The organism is Streptomyces caelestis (assembly GCF_001279005.1).
Classification (GTDB): Bacteria; Actinomycetota; Actinomycetes; order Streptomycetales; family Streptomycetaceae; genus Streptomyces; species Streptomyces heliomycini.
Window position 1 is genome coordinate 1 of record NZ_LGCN01000244.1, and the last position, 23,102, is coordinate 23,102.

Consider the following 23,102-nt stretch of genomic DNA (forward strand, 5'->3'; position numbering starts at 1 on the left):
GCGCCCCACCGTCCCCCCGCGCCCCGCGCACCCGCCGAAACCGGCCGGGCCCGGCACGGAGGAACGGCGGGGCCCGGACGACGCGGCCCGCCCCGCGACCCCGGAGACCGGCGTCCCCCGGGGCCGCGCCTCCGGCGGCTTTGGCCCCTTCCCCCCCCGCGAACCGGTTCCCGCGGACGCCGACGGCCCCCGCGGGGAGACCTCGCGCGGTACGGGCGCGTTCGAGCCGCGCGAGCCCGCCCGTACGGACGCCGACGGCGCGGGCGTGCCGCGTGGGCGCACCTCCGGTGGATCCGGCGCGTTCGGGATCCGCGAGCCCGCGCGTCCGTCGGCCGGGGACGCCGGGCCGGACGGTGACGGTGCGGGCGGTCCTTCGGCGCCCCGGCCGCGTTTCCCGGGCTTCGGCGAGGGCGCCTCCGCAGGTACGGCCCCCGCCGCGCCCCCGCCTCCGCGGGCCTCCGCCCGCTTCCCCGACACGCCGCCGACCGCGGGCCGGGGCACGCGGTCACCGGGCGGCTCACCCTCCGTACCGGCGCAGCCCACCCACCGGCCCACCACCGCACGCGGCACGGGCGCCCCTCCCGAAGCCGGGACGGAGACCACCACCCGGTTGCGCGCCGTGCCGCCCGTGCGGCCGGACACGGACGGACCGCGCCGTCCGGTCACACCGTCCTCCGCACGCCCGGGCGCCGGCGGTGCGCCCCGTGCCGGGACGGACCCGGCGTACGCGCCGCCCCGCCCCGCGTGGCGGCCCGGCGCCGGCGACCCCGCCCCGGACGCCCCCGACCCCGCTCTCTCCTGGAGCGCTCCCCCGGCGCCGGGCGGTACACCCGGAGCGGGGCGGCCCCTGGTGTCGTTCGGGGAGCCGGAGGGGTACGACGAGGGCGCGCGGCCCCGGCCGCTCGGCCGGCGGGGACGGTCGCGGACCGTCGCGGCCGCCGCCTGTCTCGTCCTCGGGACGGGGCTCGTCGGCGGAGCCGTCACCGGAAGCCGGCTCGCCGGCGACTCCGACGCGCCCGGCGCCCCGCACGGCTTCGCCGCCGTCCAGGCCATGTGGCACAACGTCCCGGTCGACCAGCTGTTCCCGCCCACCGTGCAGGGCGAGGGCGCCGGTCCCGGCGGCGCCGACCGGACCTGGACCCGTATCGCCGTGGCCCCGGACAGCGGCTGCGAGGACGCCTTCGACGCCCTGCTGCGCAAGGTCCTCGCCCCCGTCGGCTGCGAGCGCCTGCTGCGCGCCACCTACACCGACGCCACCCGGAGCCACGTCACCACCGTCGGCCTGCTGTTCACCGAGGCCGACGCCGCCGCCATGACCTCCCTCGCCCGCCGTTTCGACGCCGAACGCCTGGACCGCCGCACCGATCTGATGCCCCTGCCGTACGCGGCGAAGGGCACCGCCGCCGCGGGGTTCGGCGCCGGACAGCGCGCCACCTGGACGATCTCCGTCCTCACGGACGCCCCCGCCGTCGTCTACGCCGTCACCGGCTGGGCCGACGGACGCACCGTCGACACCCCGCAGCCCGCCGAGGACGCCATGGAGTCCGGAGCCGTCACCGCCCCCGCCCAGGCAGGTCTCGGCCACGAGGCCCAGGGCCTCGCCGACCGCGTCGAACGCGGCCTGCGCAAGAGGGCCGACGCCGTCACGGAGCGGCCGTCATGAGGACCGTCACCGGACGGCGCCCCGCCGCGGCGGCACTCGGCGGCCTCCTCGCCACCGCCCTCGTGCTCGTCCCCGCCACCGCCGCGCACGCCGACGGCATCCGCGCCCGGCAGTGGTCCCTGGAGGCCATGCACACCGAGGAGGCGTGGCGGACCACGAAGGGCGCGGGCGTCACCGTCGCCGTCCTGGACACCGGCGTCGAGGCCGACCACCCCGACCTCGACGGCAACGTCCTCACCGGCAAGGACCTCGTCGGCTTCGGCGCGAGCGAGGGCGACCGCGCCTGGGCCCGCCACGGCACCGCCATGGCCGGGATCATCGCCGGCCACGGACACGGCCCCGGCAACGCCGACGGCGTCATGGGCATCGCGCCCGAGGCGAAGATCCTCCCCGTCCGCGTGATCCTGGAGGACGGCGACCCCTCCCGCGCCGAGGCCCGCAAGAGCCGCGGCAACGCCCTCGCCGAGGGCATCCGCTGGGCCGCCGACCACGGCGCCGACGTCATCAACCTCTCCCTCGGCGACGACTCCGCCTCCGCGCACCCCGAACCCGGCGAGGACCAGGCCATCCAGTACGCCCTGGGCAAGGGCGTCACCGTCGTCGCCTCCGCCGGGAACGGCGGCGAGAAGGGCGACCACGTCTCCTACCCGGCCGCCTATCCGGGCGTCATCGCCGCCACCGCCGTCGACCGCTACGGCACCCGCGCCCCGTTCTCCACCCGCCGCTGGTACGCCACGGTCAGCGCCCCCGGCGTCGACGTGATCATCGCCGACCCCGACCACAAGTACTACGAGGGCTGGGGCACCAGCGCCGCCGCCGCGTTCGTCTCCGGGGCCGCCGCCCTGGTCAGGGCGGCCCACCCGGACCTGGCCCCGGCCCAGATCAAGCGGCTCCTGGAGGACACCGCCCGCAACGCCCCCGCCGACGGCCGCGACGACTCCCGCGGCTTCGGCTTCATCGACCCGGCCGCCGCGATCGAGGCCGCGTCCCGGATGGAGCCGGAGGGCCTGGAGTCGGCGGCGTACGGCGAGAAGTACTTCGGCCCCGGCCCGGACACCGCAGGCTCCGACGACGACACCGTCGACTGGGCGGCCCCCCTGGCGGGCGGCGCCGGCGGTGTGCTGCTGGTCGCCGCGCTGGTCCTGTGGCGCGGTCGCCGCACCCGCTACGACGCGGACTGAGCCCCGGCCGCGTCGTCCGCGGCGTTCCCGGTGAACACGGACACCGCCGCCCGCGCCGCGGCCTCGGTCAGCGCGATCCCCTCCTCCTGGGTCGCGCTGCCCCGCGACAGCGCCGCCACCAGGTAGTCGTGGCCGCCGGCCGTCACCCGCCCGATGCTGTTGATCACCCACAGCCCGGTGGTGCTGCGCCGCAGCCAGCCGTTCTTCAACGCCCACGCCGCACCGTCGGCCGCCGCCGACACGCCCCACCGCTGTCCCGCGGCGATCCGCTCCATCAGCTCCCGCACATACGCCCGCGAGGCCTCGCCCAGCTCCGTGTCCGCCGTGCCGAACACCTGCCGCAGCAATGCGATCTGGTCGGTGGCCGTGGTCTGCGTCAGCCCCCACAGCGGGCCGTCCCCGCCAGCCGTCCGCGTCAGCCCGAACCGCTCGTTCGCGGCGTCGAGCCCGTCCGCCGTCCCGATCGCCCGCCACAGCGCCGACGTGGAGTCGTTGTCACTGTTCTCGATCATGGCGGCGGCGTACGTCTTCTCCTCGGCGGTCAGCGTCCGCCCCGCGTCCTGCGCCCGGAGCAGCAGCGCCGCCAGGATGTCGACCTTGACGATGCTCGCCGTGTCGAAAACGCCCCCTCCGTACGAGGCGGCCTCCCCGGAGTCCGGGTCGAACACCGCCACCGACACCTCGGCGCCGTCCGCCACGCCCACCGACCCCATGGCCGCCGCCAGCAGTGCGTCCCGGTCCACCGCCGCCTCCGTCGCGCTCTCCACCGTTTCCTCCCCGTCGGCCGCCCGCGAGGCCGACGAGGATACGGGCTCCGCCCGCGGGTGCGCCCACGAGGTCATGTACATCGTCCCCGCCACCGTGCCGCACCCGACGGTGAGGAAGGCGAGGGCGAGGGAGAACAGGGCACGACGCCGGGGACGGCGGGCACGACGGCGCCGCCGCGGTCTGCTGGAGGAGTCCATGGCCGCGATGGTCGGGGCGGTGGCTGTGCGCACCGTTGGACGGAGCTGAGATCCGGCTCGGATCCCGGTGAGAGGCCGGTGAGGAACGCCCTCCGTCCCCCGCTAGGCTCGGTGACCGTGGCGAACAAGAACATTCCCGACTCCCCGTTCCGCGACGACGACGGCTCCGCCGACCCCCGGCTGAGCGCCGCGCTCGCCGCCTGGGCCGAGGACGGCAACGCCGTCGGCCCCGTCCTGGAGGCGCTCAAGGGCGCCCGGCTGCTCGTCCCCGTCGTGGCCCTGCTCGGCGAGGCGGAGGAGGGCGACGAGGAGGGGCGCGAAGCTCCGGGGAAGGGCGGTGGCGGGAGACGGGGGGGCGGCTTGCGCCGCGAGAAGACCAGCGACATGGCCGTACCGACCCTGAAGGCGGGCGGTCGCACCGCCCTGCCCGCCTTCACGTCCACCGAGTCGCTCGCCCGCTGGGACCCGGCGGCCCGCCCCGTCGCCGTACCGCTGCACCAGGCGCTGCGGGCCGCCGCGCACGAGAAGGCGGACACGGTCGTCCTGGACATGTCCGGCCCCGTGCCCTTCGAGCTGACCGGTCCCACGCTGCTCGCCCTCGCCGAGGGCCGCACCAGCACCGACCCGCTGGCCGACCCGGCCGTGGCCCGGGCCGTCCGGGCCGTCGTCGCCGCGGAGCCCGCCGTGCTGCGGGCCCACCTCGGGCCCGGGGAGGCCGACGGCACCCTCGCCCTGGTCCTCGACCCGGACGCCTCCGTCGCCGAGGCCGTCCGCGCCGTGGCCCGGCGGCTCGCCGCCGACGAGACACTGAGGGCCCGCCTGGTGCGCGGCCTCGACCTGGCAGTCCTGCCGGCCGGGACCACGCCTTTGGGCGAGCCCCTGTACGTACGTCCCTGACGTCCTAGCCGTAGAGCGGCCCGGTGTACTTCTCGCCCGGGCCCTGGCCGGGCTCGTCCGGGACCAGGGAGGCCTCGCGGAACGCCAGCTGCAGCGACTTCAGACCGTCGCGCAGCGGTGCCGCGTGGAACGAGCTGATCTCCGTCGTGGAGGCGTCCAGCAGACCGGCCAGCGCGTGCACCAGCTTGCGGGCCTCGTCCAGGTCCTTGAACGTGTCGCCCTCCTCGGTCAGACCGAGCTTCACGGCGGCGGCGCTCATCAGATTGACGGCGACCGTCACGATCACCTCGACGGCCGGGACCTCGGCGATGTCACGGGCCATGGCGTCGAAGTCGGGGTTGCCGGAGGTCTCGGGGGTGTCCGAGGGGGAGGTGTCACTCATGCCCCACACGATAGGCGCAGCGGAACGCCCTCCTGACGGCAGGAGGCGGGAGACGGCCGGTTGGTGCGCCTCACCGGGAGCTGCTAACCTTGTGTAACGACCGGTCGGACCCGTATGTCTCACGGCACGCGAGCCCGGCCCACAAGTGGAGGCTCCGAACTCCCACCTGGCCGCCCTCCGGGCGGCGGGTCACCGGTTAGGCGGTCCCGTCCCCGAGGCGGCGATCCGCCCGATGACGCGCCCCGCGGTCCCCGTGGCGGTGCTCCGGTAGTGCGAGGAGCCCCGTCTGTGATCGTCCGGGGCATTTTCTTTGCTTCGGCGCGGTTAGGTCTAACGAATACAGACGTTACGCGGCTGTCCGCCAGACCGTCGCGTGGTGCTACCGAGGAGGATCCATCAGCGCCGAGCCCCGCATCAACGACCGGATTCGCGTTCCCGAGGTGCGACTTGTCGGTCCCAGTGGCGAGCAGGTCGGGATTGTCCCGCTTGCCAAGGCCCTGGAGCTTGCGCAGGAGTACGACCTCGACCTCGTCGAGGTCGCGGCGAACGCCCGTCCGCCCGTGTGCAAGCTCATGGACTACGGGAAGTTCAAGTACGAGTCGGCCATGAAGGCCCGTGAGGCGCGCAAGAACCAGGCGCACACGGTCATCAAGGAGATGAAGCTCCGGCCGAAGATCGACCCGCACGACTATGACACCAAGAAGGGTCACGTCGTCCGGTTCCTCAAGCAGGGCGACAAGGTCAAGATCACGATCATGTTCCGTGGTCGCGAGCAGTCCCGGCCGGAACTCGGCTACCGGCTGCTGCAGCGTCTCGCGGAGGACGTGGCCGACCTCGGGTTCGTGGAGTCGAACCCGAAGCAGGACGGCCGCAACATGATCATGGTTCTCGGTCCGCACAAGAAGAAGACCGAGGCGATGGCCGAGGCCCGCCAGGCGCAGGAAGCCCGCAAGGCGGAGGCGAAGGCCAATCCCGGCAAGTCGCAGAACGCCGCGGACGCCGAGGCCCAGCCGGCCGAGGAACCTGCCGAGGCGTGACTCCCGGGGGCGCGAGCCCCAGGAAGCAAACCGACACAAGTACGACGCTCCACCGTGCCCGGTTCTCATGACCGGGCACCGGAGCGCCACCGACGAGGAGAGAACGGCGCTATGCCGAAGAACAAGTCGCACAGCGGTGCCAGCAAGCGCTTCAAGGTCACCGGCTCCGGCAAGGTGCTCCGTGAGCGCGCCGGCAAGCGCCACCTGCTCGAGCACAAGTCGTCCCGCGTGACGCGTCGCCTCACCGGCAACGCCGAGATGGCCCCGGGCGACGCCGCGAAGATCAAGAAGCTTCTCGGCAAGTGAGACCGGGCGCCCAGCGCCTGATCCACCCACACCGGGACCCAATCGTTTCCGGGCCGTGTGAGGACAACCACGGCCCCGCTACAAGGAGTTAACAAGTGGCACGCGTCAAGCGGGCAGTCAACGCCCACAAGAAGCGCCGGGCGATCCTCGAGCAGGCCTCCGGCTACCGCGGTCAGCGTTCGCGCCTGTACCGCAAGGCCAAGGAGCAGGTCACCCACTCGCTGGTCTACAACTACAACGACCGCAAGAAGCGCAAGGGTGACTTCCGCCAGCTGTGGATCCAGCGCATCAACGCCGCTGCCCGCGCCAACGGCATCACGTACAACCGCTTCATCCAGGGTCTGAAGGCCGCGAACGTCGAGGTCGACCGCAAGATCCTGGCCGAGCTGGCCGTCAACGACGCCACCGCCTTCGCCGCGCTCGTCGAGGTCGCGCAGAAGGCGCTGCCGGCGGACGTGAACGCGCCCAAGGCCGCGTGAGCACGGCGTCGGCTTGAAGCCGACGTGACTTTCCAGGACCCGCAGGCTTTGTGGCTTGCGGGTCCTGTTGTTGCCAGGCCGTCGTTCGGCTGCGGGCCGGTCGTGGCCGGTCGCGCCCACGCGGCGGAGCCGCATACCGAGACGGCCCCGCGCGCTTGGGAGGTGCGGCGACGCCGGCTTCCCCGGCAGCCGCATCACGCCGACGTCGGGGGACGACACTGTTGCCCCAGCCCCAAGACGCGCCGCACGTCGCGATTCTCCCTAAGGTGAAGAAGATGGCCCCCGTCAGCCCCGAGCTGATCTCCCCCCGTTCCTCCCGCGTCGCCGCCGCCCGGCGGCTCGGCAAGCGGAACTTCCGGGGGAAGGAGCGGCTGTTCCTCGCCGAGGGGCCGCAGGCCGTGCGGGAGGCCGCCGGGCACCGGGGCGGGAGCACCGCCACGCTCGTCGAGCTGTTCACCACCGTCGAGGCCGCCGAGCGGTACGCCGACATCGTCGGGACGGCCCGGGACGCCGGGGCCCGGGTGCACCTCGCCTCCGAGGCCGTCATCGCCGACATCTCCACCACCGTCACCCCGCAGGGGCTCGTCGGGATCTGCCGGTTCCTGGACACGCCGTTCGAGGAGATCCTCGCCGCCCGGCCCCGCCTCGTCGCCGTCCTCGCCCACGTACGCGACCCCGGGAACGCCGGCACCGTGCTGCGGTGCGCCGACGCGGCCGGAGCCGAGGCCGTCGTCCTCACCGACGCCTCCGTCGACCTGTACAACCCCAAGGCCGTACGCGCCTCCGTCGGCTCCCTGTTCCATCTGCCCGTCGCCGTGGGCGTGCCCGTCGAACAGGCCGTGACCGGACTGCGGGACGCGGGCGTGCGGCTGCTCGCCGCCGACGGCGCCGGGGACCGGGACCTCGACGACGAGCTCGACAAGGGCGCCATGGGCGGGCCCACCGCCTGGGTCTTCGGCAACGAGGCGTGGGGCCTGCCCGAGGAGACCCGCGCCCTCACCGACGCCGTCGTCCGCGTCCCGATCCACGGAAAGGCGGAGAGCCTGAACCTCGCCACCGCCGCCGCCGTATGTCTCTACGCGTCGGCGCGTGCACAGCGCGCCGCCGGAGGGTGCCGCTCCGTCACCGGGAGCTAGTAGGGTGACGAGTTCGGGGCCCCTCCCCCAAGCTCTCGGCAGGGCTCGAGCACGGGGCGCCCCGAGGACGTTCCGAGAGGTGGGGTACGGGGATGAGCGTCGGCACGAGCAGCGCACCGGGAGCGGAGCGGACGGCGCGCCCGCCCGTGCCCCGGCCCGGTGACCTCGCCGAACTCGGCATCGACCCCGACCAGTTGCCCGACGGACTCGTCGTCGCCGACGAGCACGGGCGGGTGGTCTGCTTCAACGCCGCCGCCGCCCGCATCACCGCCGTACCCGCCGGGCGGGCCCTCGGGCGGCCGCTGGAGACCGCCCTGCCCCTGGAGGACCTGGAGGGCCGCCGCTGGTGGCAGCTCACCGACCCCTACGGCGGCCTCGCCATCCGGGTCCGCCAGCCCGAACGCAACCTGCTGCTCCCCGGCGGCCGGGAGGTCCTCGTCTCCGCCCGCTACGTCCGCGCCGAACCCGCCGGCCCGGTCCGCCGCGTCGTCGTCACCCTGCGCGACACCGAGGCCCGGCGCCGCACCGAGCGCAGCCACGCCGAACTGATCGCCACCGTCGCCCACGAACTGCGCTCCCCGCTCACCTCCGTCAAGGGCTTCACCGCCACCCTGCTCGCCAAGTGGGAGCGGTTCACCGACGACCAGAAACGGCTGATGCTGGAGACCGTCGACGCCGACGCCGACCGGGTCACCCGGCTCATCGCCGAGCTGCTCGACATATCCCGCATCGACTCCGGGCGCCTGGAGGTGCGTCGCCAGCCCGTCGACATCGGGGCCGCCGTCGGACGGCACATCCAGGCCCACGTCGCCGCCGGACAGCAGGCCGACCGCTTCCTGCTGCGGGTGCAGCGCCCGCTGCCCGATCTGTGGGCCGACCCCGACAAGGTCGACCAGGTGCTCGGCAACCTGCTGGAAAACGCGGTGCGGCACGGCGAGGGAACTGTCACGATCGACATCACGCCCTCGGCGTCCCCCCGCGAACGGGAGGACGCCGGTACGTCGGTCACGGTGAGCGACGAGGGGCCCGGCATTCCGGAGGAGTCCATGAACCGCGTCTTCACCCGCTTCTGGCGGGGCAGCAAGCGCGGCGGGACGGGCCTCGGTCTGTACATCGTCAAGGGCATCGTCGAGGCCCACGGCGGCACCATCACGGTCGGACGCGCCCCCGGGGGCGGAGCGCAGTTCCGATTTACGTTGCCCGTGGCGGCGCCCGCGTATCTCACCTGAGATCCGGCCCCGCCCCACGGGCGCATTCGCCCGCCCCGGCACCGTTAGACTCGGCCTTTGGCACCTTTGTGTCCCAAAAACCTGGACGCACCGTCCACGAGTCGGTACGGGGACCATCAGCCTGGGGGCACCTCCCAGCGACAGCTGGGGGACAAACGGAAGCACGGGAAGAGATGTCGGCACCCAATAAGTCGTACGACCCTGTCGAGGTCGAGACGTTGAAACCGGAAGAGATCGAGCGCATGCGGGACGAGGCGCTCGCCGCCTTCGCCGCCGCGGACTCCCTCGACGCGCTCCAGGAGGCCAAGGTCGCCCACACCGGCGGCACCTCCCCGCTGGCGCTGGCCAACCGTGAGATCGGCGCCCTGCCGCCGCACGCCAAGGCCGACGCCGGCAAGCGCGTCGGCCAGGCGCGCGGTGCCGTGAGCAAGGGCCTCGCCGCCCGCCAGGCCGAGCTCGAGGCCGAGCGCGACGCGCGCGTCCTGGTCGAGGAGGCCGTGGACGTCACGCTGCCCTACGACCGCGTCCCGGCCGGCGCCCGCCACCCGCTCACCACGCTGTCGGAGCGCATCGAGGACGTCTTCGTGGCCATGGGCTACGAGGTCGCCGAGGGCCCCCAGGTCGAGGCGGAGTGGTTCAACTTCGACGCCCTCAACATCGGCCCGGACCACCCGGCCCGCGGCGAGGCCGACACCTTCTTCGTCGAGGGCCCCCGGGGCGGCACCGAGTCCGGCGTCGTGCTGCGCACCCACACCTCGCCGGTGCAGATCCGCTCCCTGCTCGACCGTGAGCTGCCGGTCTACGTGATCTGCCCCGGCCGCGTGTACCGCACCGACGAGCTGGACGCCACGCACACCCCCGTCTTCCACCAGGTCGAGCTGCTCGCCGTGGACGAGGGCCTGACCATGGCGGACCTCAAGGGCACCCTGGACCACATGGTCCAGTCGCTGTTCGGCGCGGAGATGAAGACCCGGCTGCGGCCGAACTTCTTCCCCTTCACCGAGCCGAGCGCCGAGATGGACATGCTCTGCTACGTCTGCAAGGGCGCGTCCGTCGGCAACCCCGACCGGCCCTGCCGCACCTGCTCGTCCGAGGGCTGGATCGAACTCGGCGGCTGCGGCATGGTCAACCCGCGGGTGCTCACCGCCTGCGGCGTCGACCCCGAGAAGTACAGCGGCTTCGCCTTCGGGTTCGGCATCGAGCGGATGCTGATGTTCCGCCACAACGTCGAGGACATGCGAGACATGGTCGAGGGTGACGTCCGGTTCACCCGGCCGTTCGGGATGGAGATCTGATGCGGATCCCGCTTTCTTGGCTGCGGGAGTACGTCGACCTGCCGGCGACGGAGACCGGCCGTGACGTACAGGCCAAGCTCATTTCGGCCGGGCTCGAGGTCGAGACCGTCGAGCACCTCGGCGCCGACCTCAAGGGCCCCCTCGTCGTCGGTCAGGTGCTGACCATCGAGGAGCTGGAGGGCTTCAAGAAGCCGATCCGCTTCTGCACCGTCGACGTGGGCCGGGCCAACGGCACGGGCGAGCCCCAGGAGATCGTCTGCGGCGCCCGCAACTTCGCCGTCGGCGACAAGGTCGTGGTGGTCCTCCCCGGCGCCACCCTGCCCGGCGGCTTCTCGATCAGCGCCCGCAAGACCTACGGCAAGACGTCCCACGGCATGATCTGCTCCAGCGACGAGCTGGGCATGGGCGACGACGGCACGCACGGCATCATCGTGCTGCCGCCGGAGACCGAGGTCGGCAAGGACGCCATCGAGCTCCTCGAACTGGTCGACGAGGTCCTGGACATCGCCGTCACCGCCAACCGCGGCGACTGCCTGTCCATCCGCGGCGTCGCCCGCGAGACCGCCATCGCCTACGGCCTGCCGCTGCGCGACCCGGCCCTGCTCGACGTGCCGGGGCCGAACGCCTTCGGCTACCCGGTGAAGGTCTCCGACCCGGCCGGCTGCGACCGCTTCACCGCCCGCACCGTGACCGGCCTCAGCCCCGAGGCGCGCTCCCCGATCTGGCTGAAGCGCCGGCTCCAGAAGGTCGGCATGCGCCCGATCTCGCTCGCCGTCGACGTCACCAACTACGTGATGATGGAGCTCGGCCAGCCGCTGCACGCGTACGACCGGAACCTGGTCCAGGGCGCCATCGGGGTGCGCCGGGCCGAGGAGGGCGAGAAGATCGTCACCCTCGACGGCGTCGAGCGGAAGCTGCACGCCGAGGACCTGGTCATCACCGACGACCGCGGCCCCATCGGGCTGGCCGGCGTCATGGGCGGCGCCGACACGGAGATCGCCGACCACGGCGACACCGAGAACGCGACGAGCGACGTGGTCATCGAGGCCGCCCACTTCGACCAGGTGTCCGTCGCGCGCACCGCCCGCCGCCACAAGCTGTCCTCCGAGGCCTCCCGCCGCTTCGAGCGCGGCGTCGACCCGCAGGCCGCCTCCGCTGCCGCGCAGCGCACCGTCGACCTGCTGGTGCTGCTCGCGGGCGGTACCGCCGAGGCCGGCGTCACCGAGGTCGTCGCCCCGGCCGCGCCGCGCACCATCACCGTCCCCGCCGACCACCCGGACAAGGTCGCGGGCGTGACGTACGGCCGGGAGACCGTGGTACGCCGCCTCCAGGAGGTCGGCTGCGACGTCTACGGCCAGGACGACCTGATCGTCACCGTCCCGTCCTGGCGGCCCGACCTCACCGACCCCAACGACCTGGCCGAAGAGGTCATCCGCCTGGAGGGCTACGAGAACCTGCCCTCCACGCTGCCGAAGCCTCCGGCGGGCCGCGGCCTGACCGCCCGCCAGCGTCTGCACCGCCGTGTCGGCCGGGCCCTGGCCGGGGCCGGTTACGTCGAGGCGCTGAACTACCCGTTCGTCAGCGAGCAGGTCTTCGACCAGCTCGGCCTGGAGGCCGACGACCCGGCCCGCCGTGTCGTCAAGCTGGTCAACCCGCTCAGCGACGAGGAGCCCGCGCTGCGCACCGCACTGCTGCCGGGCCTGCTCGGCGCGCTGCGCCGCAACGACGGCCGGGGCTCGCACGATCTCGCGCTGTTCGAGACCGGCCTGGTCTTCCAGCCGCGCGAGGAGCAGCGGATCGCCGCGAACCTGTCCGTGGAACGGCGCCCCGGCCAGGACGACATCGCCGCGCTGGACGCCGCGCTGCCCCACCAGCCGCGGCACGTCGCCGTCGTGCTGACCGGGGCCCGCGAGCAGGCCGGCTGGTGGGGCAAGGGCCGCCCGGCCGACTGGGCCGACGCGGTCGAGGCCGCCCGGACCGTCGCCCGCGAGGCCGGCGCCGAACTGGGCGTCCGCAAGGGCCAGTACGGGCCGTGGCACCCGGGCCGCTGCGCCGAGCTGACCATCACCGTCGACGGCGCCGAGCGCGTCATCGGCCACGCCGGTGAACTGCACCCGCGCGTCCTGAAGGCCCTGGGCCTGCCCGTGCGCAGCTGCGCGATGGAGCTGGACCTGGACGCCCTGGAGCAGGTCGGCGACGACACCCCGCAGGCGCCGGGCATCTCCACCTTCCCGGTCGCCACGCAGGACGTCGCGCTGGTCGTCGACGCGTTCGTGCCCGCCTCGGACGTCGAGGCGGCGCTGCGCGAGGGCGCCGGTGAACTGCTGGAGTCCATCCGTCTGTTCGACGTGTACGAGAACGCCGAGCAGCTGGGCGAGGGCCGCAAGTCCCTGGCGTACGCGCTGCGCTTCCGCGCGAGTGACCGCACGCTGACCGTCGACGAGGCCTCGGCGGCCCGCGAATCGGCGGTCACCCTCGCGGGCGACCGCACCGGAGCGGTCCTGAGGGGCTGACGCCCCTTCAGCCCGTCCAGCCCCTTCAGCCCGTCCGGCGTTTGAGGACAAAGGGGGTCCGGGGCGCAGCCCCGGGGACGGGACGGGAAGGGGCGGCGGGGGCGAAAACACCAAAGCCCCACAGCCGCCCGCGAGGACGGCCGCACAAAAACCGGCCCACAGGGCCGATAATCGCCGGGAACGCGGGGCGCGGGAGGCGCACAGCACGCCTCCCGCGCCCCCGTTCCCCTCACCCCGCCGGTCACCTCACTCGTTCGGGTGACTATTCACGGTGATACGTCCGGATCGGGCCATGTGGCCGACAGAATCAGACCGGCCTCTCGAGGCCGGTCTGCGCTGTCCGGGCCTATTGGGGGGCCATCGGCATGATCCGTTTCAAGCCTGGGGCTCCCCGCAGGGTGCCACCCCGGTTCCTGTCCTCACGGGTGCCCACCCTCGCGGTGCCCACGGCCCTGGGCGCCACCGCGGTCGCCTACCGGCTGACCTGCCCGCTCGCCCACGACGACGCCCTCGGCGCGCGCCTCGTCAGCAGCGCCGTGATGTGCGGGATCATCACCGGTCTGGTGACGCACGTCCGGCACCGGCTGCTGCGCGAACTGCGGAGGGCCCGCCAGGTCGCGGAGGCCGCACAGAGCGCGCTGCTGCGGCCGCCGCCCCCGCGGGTCGACGGCCTGGCTGCCGCCGCGGTCCACCTCTCCGCCGACCCCGGAGCCCGGATCGGCGGCGACCTGTACGAGGTGGTCGCCACCGAGCACGGCGTACGGGCCGTCATCGGTGACGTCCGCGGGCACGGACTCGGAGCCGTACGGACCGTCGCCGCCGTCCTCGGCAGCTTCCGCGAGGCCGCCCACGACGAGGCCGAACTCGCCGGCGTACTGCGTCGGCTGGAGCGGGCGATGGCCCGGCACCTGCGGGAGCGGGCCCACGGCGGGCACGATCCGGCGGGCCCCGCCCAGGACGGCCCGCCCGGCGAGGAGTTCGTCACCGTCCTGCTGCTGGAGATCCTCCCGGACGGGGGCGTACGGGCCCTGAACTGCGGCCACCCCTGGCCGCACCTGCTGACCGGTGCACGGGCCGAACCGCTCGCCCGCACCGATCCGCTTCCGCCGCTCGGCCCGTTCCCGCTGCCGTCCGAACTCCCCGCCGTCGTCCGCGGTCCCCTGCTGCCCGGCGACGCACTCGTCCTGCACACGGACGGAGTCGAGGAGGCGCGGAATGCCGAGGGGCGCTTCTTCCCCCTGCGGGACGTCCTCACCGAGGCCGCGCGCGAGCACCCGCTCACCGCCCGGTCCGTGCTGCGCACGGTCCTCACGGCGCTGCTGCGGCACACCGCTGGCCCGCCGAAGGACGACGTGGCGCTGCTGATCCTCAGGAACGAGCGGCATGGGGGAAGCACCCCCGCGGGGGCACGCGCGCCCGAGCGGCCGGCCACCACGCACCCGCACCCGACGAGCCGTCTCCAGTCCCCGGCGTGACCGACGGCGCCACGCCGTCCGTCCCGCCACGGAGTGTCGGGCAGGCGGCAGGCCGGACGGCGTGGAAACGGGCCGCCGCACTGTACGAGGGGGAGCCGGCGGCCCGGCCAGGCCGCCGGTCTCCGGTGGGACACCCCGCCCCGAGGTGAACGAACCGCCGGAGTCGGAAGGACGGCCGTCCACGAACGGCTGGGCCGGAGGGCCGGCCGACGGCACCGGGTCGCGTTCTGTGAAGACTTCGGGCCGCAGTCCCGAACTCCGGGACGAGTGACTACGCTAGCGGCGTCGGGGCCGTTCAGCGGGCTGCCGACGATGGTCTTCGGGGGATGGAGGAGCAGGTCGGTGGCGTGGGACGAGTGGGACCAACTGAAGGCCGAGGCACTGGAACGCCGGCAGGGCGACGCGACACGGATGCAGCTCAACCAGTACCCCGGCGACTCCGGCCCGGGCTCGACCCCGACGACACCCGACAAGACGGGTGACCTCAACGTCCACCAGCAGGACCTCTCCAAGATCGGCAGCCACGCGCACGAGCTCTACGACCGGCTCTGGGACCAGGCACGCCTGGACAACACGAGCGTCGACAAGGCGGCGAGCGACCTGACCTCGCAGGGATTCGCGCTCGGCTCAGGACTCCAGCACGTGTCGAACCGCTGGTCCACGCAGCTGAACAGCGTCCTCGACGCCTGCGCGCACATCGCCAACCACATGCAGGTCACCAAGAAGATCCATGACGGTGACGAGGCGTACATCCTGCGGCAGATGAGCAGCATCGCCACCCTCGACGCCGGTTTCGACGAGCGGGTGGGGCCGGCCGGGGAGAAGAACCCGATCTACGGCGAGAAGAAGAAGTAACCGCACAACGGGGGCACCACTCATGGATCTCGACGCTCTGCGCCACGCCAACCTCAAGTTGCTCGACGACGCCGTCGAGGACTGGTCGATCATCGTCCGCAATCTGAACACCCTTGCCGAGGACGCCGAGAAGGGCCTGCACCAGGCGGCCAACAAGGCCAAATGGTCCGGCAAGAACGCGGGGGTCAGCAAGGAGTTCATCGGCAAGACGGCCGGCGAGATCAAGGACGCGCACACCCAGGCCAAGTCCATCCACGGCGTCCTCAAGGACACCGCCGGGGAGCTGAAGAGCTACCGGACCCAGTTGAAGGACGCCATCGACCGCGGTCTGAAGAAGAACCTCACCGTGATGGACACCGGCGACGGCGGTTTCACCGTCACCATGAACGTCCACCCGGACCGCGCGGCGGAGGGTTACACCCCGCCCTCCCACACCCAGAGCGACGTCAACGCCCTGCGTGACGAGATCCAGGGCATCCTCGGCAAGGCCACGGAGAGCGACGACTCCGCCAGCAAAGTCCTCAAGGCGCTGGCCGACCAGACCAACTACGGTTTCGGTGACGCCAGTTACCAGGACCGGGACGCGGCGGCCGAAGCGCTCAAGACAGCCGACGAGCTGGCGGCACTCGCCAAGAAGGACCCGGAGAAGCTCTCCACCGCCGAATTCGACCGGCTCAACGCCGGACTGAAGAAGTACTCCGCCGACCCGCTGTTCGCCGAACGCTTCGCCACCACACTCGGACCGCGGAAGACACTGGACTTCTGGACCGGCATCACCGACCCGCACACGGGGTGGGACCTGCGCCACGACCGCCGGGAGCAGTTCGACGACCTCCAGAAGAACCTGAGCCTCACCCTCGCCAGCGCCACCCAGAGCGACAGCGCCGCGATGACCTCCTGGAAGGGCAACATGGTGGCCCTGGTCGACCAGCCCGTGGGCCGCGGCGGCGGTTTCCCGCTGGGCGGGCAGGTGATGAGCAACCTGATGCGCTGGGGCGACTACGACGACCGGTTCCTCAACAGCTACGGCGACAAGCTCATGGCCACGGAGAAGAAGTTCACGGGCAACGGGCAGCACGGCGCCTGGCAGCGCCTGGGCCCCGACGCGATACTCAACCACACGGGTACGGACAGCGGCTGGGACCCGATGACGGGTTACCTCAAGGCCCTCGCCAACAACCCGGACGCCGCGACGTCCTTCTTCAACGACACCTTCCTCACCAAGGACGAGGACCACGACTTCACCGAGAAGAAGGACGACAAGGAGGTCAAGAGGTCACTGACCAACTTCGACTACCTCTTCGAGGAGCGCCACTGGCCCACCGACTTCGACTCCGAGCACGAGGAGAGCATCGCGGGCCGGAACAACCTGGCGATGGCCCTCGAGGCCGCCACCACCGGTCACCCGGCCGGTGAGCAGCCGACATTGGACACGCCGCACCACAACGCCGAGCAGACCAAGCTCATGGAACGCCTCGTGTCGTCCATCGGCGAGGACCCGGACGAGCGTCTGCTCAAGCACAGACACATGCTCGACAGCGTGGGTCAGATCACCTCCGAGTACCTCCCGGACATCAGTCGGTCCTTCAGCGACGCGGATCGGAACGACCCCGACTCGACGTCGTGGGAGCGGACGCAGAAGATGTACCCGATCTACGGGGAAGAGGCCGTACTCGACCCGAGGGACGTGACGAAGCTCCTCTTCACCGTGGGCCAGAGCCCGGACGGCTACGCGGCGGTGGAGATCGGCCAGAAGGCGTACATGAGCCAGTTGATGGAGCACCACCTCGACCCCGATCTGCCGGCCGACCAGGTCGTGGACGACGACACGGAAGGCGTCGTGCGGCAGATCGCGAACAAGTCGGGGGAGGTCTCCGGCATCCTCGCCCTGGGCCGCCAGGAGGAACTGGCGGGCGCCAATAAGGAGCGGGACGAGGAGTACAAGGACTCGATGGACCTGGTCAAGAGCAGCATCTCCGGTGGTCTCGGCACGGCGGTCGGCGTGGGAACCTCCTTCGTCGCCACCCCCTGGGTCGGAGCCCTCGCGGGTGGAGCCACCAGCACCGTCACCGGCACCGTCCTCGAATCCGTGTTCCAGGACTTCAAGAGCACGGAACTGGAGGACTCCGAGGACGCGAGGGGCGAGCTTTGGCAGAAGAGCTACGAAAACAACGGCAACCGCTCGGGCCAGGCGGCCCGGCTGGCTGCGGAAGAGCACGGCATGGTTGATCCGGCCGACGCCGAGACCTGGGCCCGGGACAGCGGCAGACAGGGCTTCTACAACGCCCAGGCGATCGTCGACGGCCGTGCCCCGGGCAGCAGGACGACCTCCTGAGCAAGTCGCCGAGCCCCAACCAGACACCGAGCAGCCCTCCGAGAGGTACCACCATGACCCGCCGTCGACCGGTTCCCGGACCACGCTCCGGTCCTGCGTTCGCCGCCGTCGTTCTCGCCGTCCTGGCCCCTGCGGTCACGGGGTGCGGCGCCGACGAGGAGAGCCGGGACTACTCCGTGCCGGACACCCTCTGCGGCATACGCGTCGACGCCGAGGAACTCACTCCGTTCCTCCCTCCGGGGAAGAAGCTCTCCGTCGAGCCCGAGGTCAACCCCGCGTCGACCTGGTGCGATGTGTCCGTGGACGGGAAGCTCGCTGTCAGAACGGTCCAGGACTGGTGGCAGGGCGGCGCTGACACGGCGTACTTCCTCCGGAGCCAGACCCTCGAGCCGGTGGAGGAGACCGCGGATGACGGGCGGTACGTGTATTCCGACTGGCAGGCGTTCGGCAAGACGGAGGACTGCGTCGACGAGAAGTACGGGCACGAGCTCTACACCGGAATCCAGGCCTACGGTTCCGACCACAGGGACGCCGACGCCATGAAGCGTCTGATCGTCTCCTTCACGAAGGAGGTCGAGAAGTCGGACGAGTGCGACGAAGGAACGTCGTGAGGGACGGGCCGTCCCGGGAGTGACGCGCCTCCGCCCAGCCGTCGGCCGACGAGAACGACCGTGGGCCCGGCCCGGAACCACCGGACCGGGCCCACGACCACCGTGTCAGCCGTAGGTGTAGAACCCCGAGCCCGACTTCCGGCCCAGGCGACCCGCGTCGACCATCCGCTGCAGCAGCGGGGGAGCGGCGTACAGCGGCTCCTTGTACTCCTCGTACATCGAGTACGCCACCGAGGCCACCGTGTCCAGGCCGATCAGGTCGGACAGCTTCAGCGGGCCCATCGGGTGGGCGCAGCCCATCTCCATGCCGTTGTCGATGTCCTCGCGGCTGGCGATGCCAGACTCGAACATCCGGATCGCGGAGAGCAGGTACGGGATCAGCAGCGCGTTCACCACGAAGCCGGAGCGGTCCTGGGCGCGGATCGCGTGCTTGCCCAGCACCTTCTCGGTGAAGGCCTGGGCCCGGCTCAGCGTGCCCTCGGAGGTGGTGAGCGCCGGGATCAGCTCGACCAGCTTCTGCACCGGGGCCGGGTTGAAGAAGTGGACGCCGATGACGTGGTCGGGCCGCGAGGTGGCGACCGCCAGCTTCACCAGCGGGATGGAGGAGGTGTTGGAGGCCAGGATCGCGTCCGGCCGGGTCACCACCTGGTCCAGGACCTGGAAGATCTCGGTCTTGACCTGCTCGTTCTCGACCACGGCCTCGATCACCAGATCACGGTCGGCGAACTCGCCGAGGTCCGTGGTGAAGCTCAGCCGGTCCTGCGTGGCCGTCAGCTCCTCCTCGGAGATCTTGCCGCGCTCGGCCGCCTTCGACAGGGAGTTGAACAGCCGGGTACGGCCGATCTCCAGGGCCTCGCCGGTCGTCTCGGCGACCTTGACGTCCAGTCCGGCACGGGCGCACACCTCGGCGATCCCCGCGCCCATCTGACCGCAGCCCACCACTCCGACGCGTTCGATGTCGGTCACATCGGTCCTTTCGCTCCTGCTTGTGGCCGTGGCAGGTCGCCGGGTCCCGGCCCTGCTCCGTCCGTGCACGTTACTCCGAAGTATCGATGACCGATCGCGGGGGTGGGACACCCTGGGCACAGGACCGCGGCCGACCAGGGGTTCGTCGGTGTTCCAGGGGAGGGCGTGAGGGGGCGGGGGTCGCACAAGGTGCTCGCCACGGCGGCGCCGGCCGCGGCGACCGGAAAGACGCGGGGGCGTGCGGGCGGCCACCGTCACCGACCGGAACCGGCCCTCCCGGCCGGGGCCGAACCCGCGCCACAGCGCGCCGACCCGCTCGCCCCCTCGACGTGGCCGTCCGCGACCACTGCCCGCGGCCGTACTGGAGCATCGGCTTCGCCGCCGACCGCACGGCGTCGCTTCCCTGGCGGGTAGTGGGCCGAGGTGGTCCGGGATCGGCTGTACGTGGGAAGGCCCCCCAAGAAGCGGGCGGCTCGGCCCGGCCCGCGGCTCGGCGGGGTCCGGCCGGGCCGTCCCGCCACCTCACGCCGGCCGCCCGGAGACGCGCGGGCCTGTTCTCCTGGCCGTCCGCGAGGGGAAGGCGGACCCGGTCGGGGTGACGGCGGACCCGGTCGGGGTGATGGCGCGGGTGGGCGCCGGCCGCCCCCGGCGGCCGACGGTCGGCCGCACCCTTGCGCCGATCTAGTGCTGTCGCGTCGCCTTGTGCCGGATCTCGGTGTCGGGGCCGGGCGAGCACACGCCTTCGTGTCCGTCCTCGAAGCGGACCCGGTAGGGCGGATCGCCCTTCGGGCCGAGCACTTCGACGATCTCGCCGACCTTGTCGTGCTGGCCGACCACCCTGCCGTGCTGGACAAGCTGGTCGCCCTCGGTTGCGCGCATCGGGGCCTCCTCTCAACCGCGTGCCCGCTGGGTGACGGCGATGCACACGAGCACGGCCGCGGCCGTCAGCGGGGCGGCCACCGTCAGGTGCTCGTTCAGCAGCAGCACCGACCACACCAGTGTGAGCAGCGGCTGGGCCAACTGCAACTGGCTGGCCTTGGGGATGCCGATGGCCGCCATGCCCCGGTACCAGACGATCAGCCCGAGGAACTGCGAACCCGCCGCCACCCACAGCAGGCCGGCCACGCTGTGCGCGGTCAGCCGGACGGGCTCGGCGGTCAGCGCGACCGCGGCGACGGGCAGGGTGAGCGGCAGGCAGAGGACCAGCGCCCAGCCGATCACCTGCCAGCCCGGCATCACCCGGGCCAGCCTGCCGCCCTCGGTGTAGCCGGCCGCGCACACCAGGAGCGCCCCGAAGAGGTACAGGTCGGCCGTGGTCAGCGCGCCGCCGCTCTGCTGCACGGTGAACGCCAGCACCGCCGCCGCTCCCGCGAGGGCCGCCACCCAGAAGGTGCGCGAGGGCCGGGAACCCACCCGCAGGGCGGACAGCAGCGCCGTGGTCAGCGGGAGCAGGCCCACCACGACGGCCGCGTGCGCGGTGGTCGAGGTCTGCAGCGCGAGGGTGGTCAGCATCGGGAAGCCGAGCACCACCCCGGCGCCGACCACCGCGAGCCCGGGCCAGTGCTTCCGGGCCGGCGGCGGCACCCGCAGCGCGAGCAGACAGCCGCCGGCGATCAGTGCCGCGAGCACACTGCGCACGGCCACCAGCGACCAGGGCCCGAACCCTTCGAGACCCCAGGCGGTGGCCGGGAAGGTGAGGGAGAAGGCGATCACGCCGAGGGCGGCCTGGAGGGTGCCGAAGCCGCGGCGGTCGCGAGGTGCGGTGACTGCTATCGGCGGCGCGGCAGTAGCGCTACTCTGTGCTCTCATGCATGAGCGTAGCAGCGTCGGTGAACTGGCGGAACGGCTGCGGAAGGAGCTGGACCGCTACTCTCCCGGTGGAAAGCTTCCCTCCAGCCGGGCCCTGGTGGAGCGGTTCCGGGTGAGTCCGGTGACCGTCTCCCGGGCGCTGGCGCAGCTCGCCGCCGAGGGCCTGGTCGTCACCCGGCCCGGCGCCGGAGCCTTCCGGGCCCGGCCCCGGGCGACGGCCGCGCCCGCCGGGGACACCTCCTGGCAGGAGGTCGCCCTCAGCGCCGACGGCGCCGCCGACCTCGTACCGCGCTCGGTGGACGCCTCCGGGGTGCTGGTCTCGCTGGCCGCGCCGCCGCCCGGCGTGATCGAGTTCAACGGCGGCTATCTGCACCCCTCCCTGCAACCGGAGCGGGCCATGGCGGCGGCGCTGTCCCGGGCCGGGCGCCGGCCGGGCGCCTGGGGGCGGCCGCCCGTGGAAGGGCTGCCGGAGCTGCGCGAGTGGTTCGCGCGCGGCATCGGCGGTCCGGTGACGGCGGCCGGCGTGCTGGTCACCTCGGGCGGACAGTCCGCGCTGACCACCGCCCTGCGCGCGCTCGCCCCGCCGGGCGCCCCCGTCCTCGTCGAGTCGCCCACCTACCCGGGCATGCTGGCCATCGCCCGCGCGGCGGGACTGCGCCCGGTGCCCGTCCCGGTGGACGCGGACGGCGTACGGCCCGCGCTGCTCGCGGACGCGTTCCGGGCGACCGGCGCCCGGGTCCTCGTCTGCCAGCCCCTGTTCCAGAACCCCACCGGCGCCGTGCTCGCCCCCGGCCGGCGTGGCGAGGTGCTGCGCATCGCCCGCGAGGCGGGCGCCTTCGTGGTCGAGGACGACTTCGTACGGCGGCTGGTGCACGAGGACGCGGGCCCGCTGCCGCGCCCGCTCGCCGCCGACGACCCCGACGGGGTGGTGGTGCACGTCTGCTCGCTGACCAAGGCGACCTCGCCCAGTTTCCGGGTGGGCGCGCTCGCCGCGCACGGCCCGGTCCTCGAACGGCTGCGGGCCATCCAGATCGTCGACACCTTCTTCGTGCCCCGGCCCCTCCAGGAGGCCACGCTGGAACTCGTCGGCTCGCCCGCCTGGCCGCGCCACCTGCGCGCGATCTCGACCGCGCTGCGCACCCGCCGGGACGCGATGACCGCCGCGCTCCGCCTGCACCTGCCCGAACTCGTCCTGCCGCACGTCCCGTCCGGCGGCTACCACCTGTGGCCGCGGCTGCCCGCCGGCGCGGCGGAGTCCGCCCTGACCGCCGCCGCCCTGCGCGCGGGCGTCGCCGTCACCCCCGGCCGCCCCTACTTCAGCGCCGAACCCCCGGCCGGCCACCTCCGCCTGAGCTTCGCGGCGGTGGCCGGCGCCGGGGAGATCGCCGAGGGGGTACGGCGCCTGCGCGCGGCCTGCGACGAGGTGCTGGGACACGGGGGATAACGGTTCGACGCGGCCCCGCCCGACCTGCGAGCATCCGACCATGACCGACACCCCGCGCCTGCCCGAGGGCTACGAGACCTCCACCGACCCCGCCCGGATCGACGCCGAACGCGTGCACCGGTGGCTGTCCGCCGACGCCTACTGGGCGCTGGGCCGCTCCCGCGAGAAGCAGGACCGGGCGATCGAGGGGTCGCTCAACTTCGGCGTGTACGACACGCTCTCGGGGGAGCAGGTGGCATACGCCCGGGTCATCACCGACCGGGCGACCTTCGCCTGGCTGTGCGACGTGTACGTGGACCCGTCGGTGCGCGGCAAGGGCGTCGGTACGGCGCTGGTGGCGGCCGTGCGGGAGGAGCTGCGGCCCTGCGGACTGAAGCGGATCATGCTGGCCACGCACGACGCGCACGGCGTCTACGCCAGGCTCGGGTTCCGGCCGCTGGAGCGGCCCGACCACTGGATGGCGCTCGTCGAAGGATGACGACGCGTTCCGGGGCGTCCGGCCGGTGCGTCCGCGCCGGCCGGTG

21 protein-coding genes are annotated in these 23,102 nt (G+C 72.9%); 16 read left to right on the top strand and 5 right to left on the bottom strand.

The annotated features are described in order from the left end of the window. Both ADK41_RS43680 and mycP read left to right on the top strand, forming a co-directional pair. On the top strand, window positions 1–1,663 hold a 1,663-nt coding region (locus tag ADK41_RS43680; protein ID WP_324604908.1), incomplete at its 5' end, for a hypothetical protein. Continuing rightward, window positions 1,660–2,844 (top strand): type VII secretion-associated serine protease mycosin, encoded by a 1,185-nt coding sequence (gene mycP, locus ADK41_RS33140; protein ID WP_030832235.1) that lies wholly within the window; start codon window positions 1,660–1,662, stop codon window positions 2,842–2,844. The genes ADK41_RS43680 and mycP, both read left to right, overlap by 4 nt. Here mycP and ADK41_RS33145 read toward each other — a convergent pair. Next, the gene (locus tag ADK41_RS33145) at window positions 2,829–3,809 is read right to left on the bottom strand and encodes a serine hydrolase (protein ID WP_037804935.1); all 981 of its coding nucleotides are present in this window, start codon (window positions 3,807–3,809) and stop codon (window positions 2,829–2,831) included. The genes mycP and ADK41_RS33145 overlap by 16 nt on opposite strands. 117 nt (window positions 3,810–3,926) lie before the next feature. Here ADK41_RS33145 and ADK41_RS33150 point away from each other — a divergent pair, with 117 nt between their 5' ends. Beyond that, window positions 3,927–4,706: an SseB family protein gene (locus tag ADK41_RS33150; protein ID WP_030832243.1), complete on the top strand. Its 780-nt coding sequence runs from the start codon at window positions 3,927–3,929 to the stop codon at window positions 4,704–4,706. Between the two features lie 4 nt (window positions 4,707–4,710). On the opposite strand, the gene ADK41_RS33155 is transcribed toward ADK41_RS33150, so the two are convergent. Beyond that, the gene (locus ADK41_RS33155; RefSeq protein WP_030832246.1) at window positions 4,711–5,088 is read right to left on the bottom strand and encodes a DUF1844 domain-containing protein; all 378 of its coding nucleotides are present in this window, start codon (window positions 5,086–5,088) and stop codon (window positions 4,711–4,713) included. Between the two features lie 395 nt (window positions 5,089–5,483). Here ADK41_RS33155 and infC point away from each other — a divergent pair, with 395 nt between their 5' ends. The 11 genes from infC (at window position 5,484) to ADK41_RS33210 (ending at window position 18,359) form a co-directional block, all read left to right on the top strand. Continuing rightward, window positions 5,484–6,125 (top strand): translation initiation factor IF-3, encoded by a 642-nt coding sequence (gene infC / locus ADK41_RS33160; RefSeq protein ID WP_078662092.1) that lies wholly within the window; start codon window positions 5,484–5,486, stop codon window positions 6,123–6,125. Between the two features lie 111 nt (window positions 6,126–6,236). Continuing rightward, on the top strand, window positions 6,237–6,431 hold the full coding sequence (gene rpmI, locus ADK41_RS33165; protein WP_004933563.1) for a 50S ribosomal protein L35: 195 nt from the start codon (window positions 6,237–6,239) through the stop codon (window positions 6,429–6,431). Between the two features lie 95 nt (window positions 6,432–6,526). Further along, complete coding sequence (gene rplT / locus ADK41_RS33170) at window positions 6,527–6,910, top strand: 50S ribosomal protein L20 (protein ID WP_004933571.1); 384 nt, start codon at window positions 6,527–6,529, stop codon at window positions 6,908–6,910. Between the two features lie 275 nt (window positions 6,911–7,185). After that, complete coding sequence (locus ADK41_RS33175) at window positions 7,186–8,046, top strand: TrmH family RNA methyltransferase (RefSeq protein ID WP_030832252.1); 861 nt, start codon at window positions 7,186–7,188, stop codon at window positions 8,044–8,046. A 92-nt stretch (window positions 8,047–8,138) separates the two neighbouring features. After that, complete coding sequence (locus ADK41_RS33180) at window positions 8,139–9,275, top strand: sensor histidine kinase (RefSeq protein ID WP_030832254.1); 1,137 nt, start codon at window positions 8,139–8,141, stop codon at window positions 9,273–9,275. A 173-nt stretch (window positions 9,276–9,448) separates the two neighbouring features. Continuing rightward, entirely contained in the window at window positions 9,449–10,570 is a 1,122-nt protein-coding gene (gene pheS, locus ADK41_RS33185; RefSeq protein WP_030832257.1) for a phenylalanine--tRNA ligase subunit alpha, read from the top strand. Then, window positions 10,570–13,083, top strand: a complete 2,514-nt coding sequence (gene pheT, locus ADK41_RS33190; RefSeq protein WP_030832260.1) for a phenylalanine--tRNA ligase subunit beta — start codon at window positions 10,570–10,572, stop codon at window positions 13,081–13,083. Before pheS ends, pheT begins: the two co-directional genes overlap by 1 nt. Window positions 13,084–13,448: 365 nt before the next feature. Further along, window positions 13,449–14,558 carry a PP2C family protein-serine/threonine phosphatase gene (locus ADK41_RS33195; protein ID WP_030832263.1) on the top strand — a complete coding sequence of 370 codons (1,110 nt, stop codon included), beginning with the start codon at window positions 13,449–13,451 and terminating at the stop codon, window positions 14,556–14,558. Between the two features lie 342 nt (window positions 14,559–14,900). Further along, the gene (locus ADK41_RS33200; protein WP_030832266.1) at window positions 14,901–15,413 is read left to right on the top strand and encodes a hypothetical protein; all 513 of its coding nucleotides are present in this window, start codon (window positions 14,901–14,903) and stop codon (window positions 15,411–15,413) included. Between the two features lie 22 nt (window positions 15,414–15,435). Further along, window positions 15,436–17,748 carry a DUF6571 family protein gene (locus ADK41_RS33205; RefSeq protein WP_030832269.1) on the top strand — a complete coding sequence of 771 codons (2,313 nt, stop codon included), beginning with the start codon at window positions 15,436–15,438 and terminating at the stop codon, window positions 17,746–17,748. A 53-nt stretch (window positions 17,749–17,801) separates the two neighbouring features. Then, complete coding sequence (locus tag ADK41_RS33210) at window positions 17,802–18,359, top strand: hypothetical protein (RefSeq protein ID WP_051843439.1); 558 nt, start codon at window positions 17,802–17,804, stop codon at window positions 18,357–18,359. A gap of 105 nt (window positions 18,360–18,464) precedes the next feature. On the opposite strand, the gene ADK41_RS33215 is transcribed toward ADK41_RS33210, so the two are convergent. The 3 genes from ADK41_RS33215 to ADK41_RS33225 form a co-directional block, all read right to left on the bottom strand. After that, window positions 18,465–19,325, bottom strand: coding sequence for a 3-hydroxybutyryl-CoA dehydrogenase (locus ADK41_RS33215; RefSeq protein WP_030832275.1), 861 nt, complete (start codon window positions 19,323–19,325; stop codon window positions 18,465–18,467). Window positions 19,326–20,006: 681 nt separating this feature from the next. Continuing rightward, the gene (locus tag ADK41_RS33220; RefSeq protein WP_030832278.1) at window positions 20,007–20,204 is read right to left on the bottom strand and encodes a DUF1918 domain-containing protein; all 198 of its coding nucleotides are present in this window, start codon (window positions 20,202–20,204) and stop codon (window positions 20,007–20,009) included. Window positions 20,205–20,216: 12 nt separating this feature from the next. Next, window positions 20,217–21,134 (bottom strand): DMT family transporter, encoded by a 918-nt coding sequence (locus ADK41_RS33225; protein WP_030832281.1) that lies wholly within the window; start codon window positions 21,132–21,134, stop codon window positions 20,217–20,219. Between ADK41_RS33225 and ADK41_RS33230 the strand changes: the two genes are divergently transcribed. Both ADK41_RS33230 and ADK41_RS33235 read left to right on the top strand, forming a co-directional pair. Continuing rightward, window positions 21,133–22,578 carry a PLP-dependent aminotransferase family protein gene (locus ADK41_RS33230; RefSeq protein WP_030832284.1) on the top strand — a complete coding sequence of 482 codons (1,446 nt, stop codon included), beginning with the start codon at window positions 21,133–21,135 and terminating at the stop codon, window positions 22,576–22,578. The genes ADK41_RS33225 and ADK41_RS33230 overlap by 2 nt on opposite strands. A 40-nt stretch (window positions 22,579–22,618) precedes the next feature. Next, entirely contained in the window at window positions 22,619–23,056 is a 438-nt protein-coding gene (locus ADK41_RS33235; protein WP_030832287.1) for a GNAT family N-acetyltransferase, read from the top strand. The last annotated feature ends 46 nt before the right edge of the window (window positions 23,057–23,102 follow it).

Excerpts from the sequence above, each read along its gene's own strand:
- mycP (WP_030832235.1), top strand. The coding sequence starts at position 1,660 with ATGAGGACCGTCACCGGACGGCGCCCCGCCGCGGCGGCACTCGGCGGC.
- ADK41_RS33145 (WP_037804935.1), bottom strand. The coding sequence starts at position 3,809 with ATGGACTCCTCCAGCAGACCGCGGCGGCGCCGTCGTGCCCGCCGTCCC.
- ADK41_RS33155 (WP_030832246.1), bottom strand. The coding sequence starts at position 5,088 with ATGAGTGACACCTCCCCCTCGGACACCCCCGAGACCTCCGGCAACCCC.
- rpmI (WP_004933563.1), top strand. The coding sequence starts at position 6,237 with ATGCCGAAGAACAAGTCGCACAGCGGTGCCAGCAAGCGCTTCAAGGTC.
- ADK41_RS33175 (WP_030832252.1), top strand. The coding sequence starts at position 7,186 with ATGGCCCCCGTCAGCCCCGAGCTGATCTCCCCCCGTTCCTCCCGCGTC.
- ADK41_RS33180 (WP_030832254.1), top strand. The coding sequence starts at position 8,139 with ATGAGCGTCGGCACGAGCAGCGCACCGGGAGCGGAGCGGACGGCGCGC.
- pheS (WP_030832257.1), top strand. The coding sequence starts at position 9,449 with ATGTCGGCACCCAATAAGTCGTACGACCCTGTCGAGGTCGAGACGTTG.
- pheT (WP_030832260.1), top strand. The coding sequence starts at position 10,570 with ATGCGGATCCCGCTTTCTTGGCTGCGGGAGTACGTCGACCTGCCGGCG.
- ADK41_RS33195 (WP_030832263.1), top strand. The coding sequence starts at position 13,449 with ATGATCCGTTTCAAGCCTGGGGCTCCCCGCAGGGTGCCACCCCGGTTC.
- ADK41_RS33205 (WP_030832269.1), top strand. The coding sequence starts at position 15,436 with ATGGATCTCGACGCTCTGCGCCACGCCAACCTCAAGTTGCTCGACGAC.
- ADK41_RS33210 (WP_051843439.1), top strand. The coding sequence starts at position 17,802 with ATGACCCGCCGTCGACCGGTTCCCGGACCACGCTCCGGTCCTGCGTTC.
- ADK41_RS33220 (WP_030832278.1), bottom strand. The coding sequence starts at position 20,204 with ATGCGCGCAACCGAGGGCGACCAGCTTGTCCAGCACGGCAGGGTGGTC.
- ADK41_RS33230 (WP_030832284.1), top strand. The coding sequence starts at position 21,133 with ATGCATGAGCGTAGCAGCGTCGGTGAACTGGCGGAACGGCTGCGGAAG.
- ADK41_RS33225 (WP_030832281.1), bottom strand. The coding sequence starts at position 21,134 with ATGAGAGCACAGAGTAGCGCTACTGCCGCGCCGCCGATAGCAGTCACC.
- ADK41_RS33235 (WP_030832287.1), top strand. The coding sequence starts at position 22,619 with ATGACCGACACCCCGCGCCTGCCCGAGGGCTACGAGACCTCCACCGAC.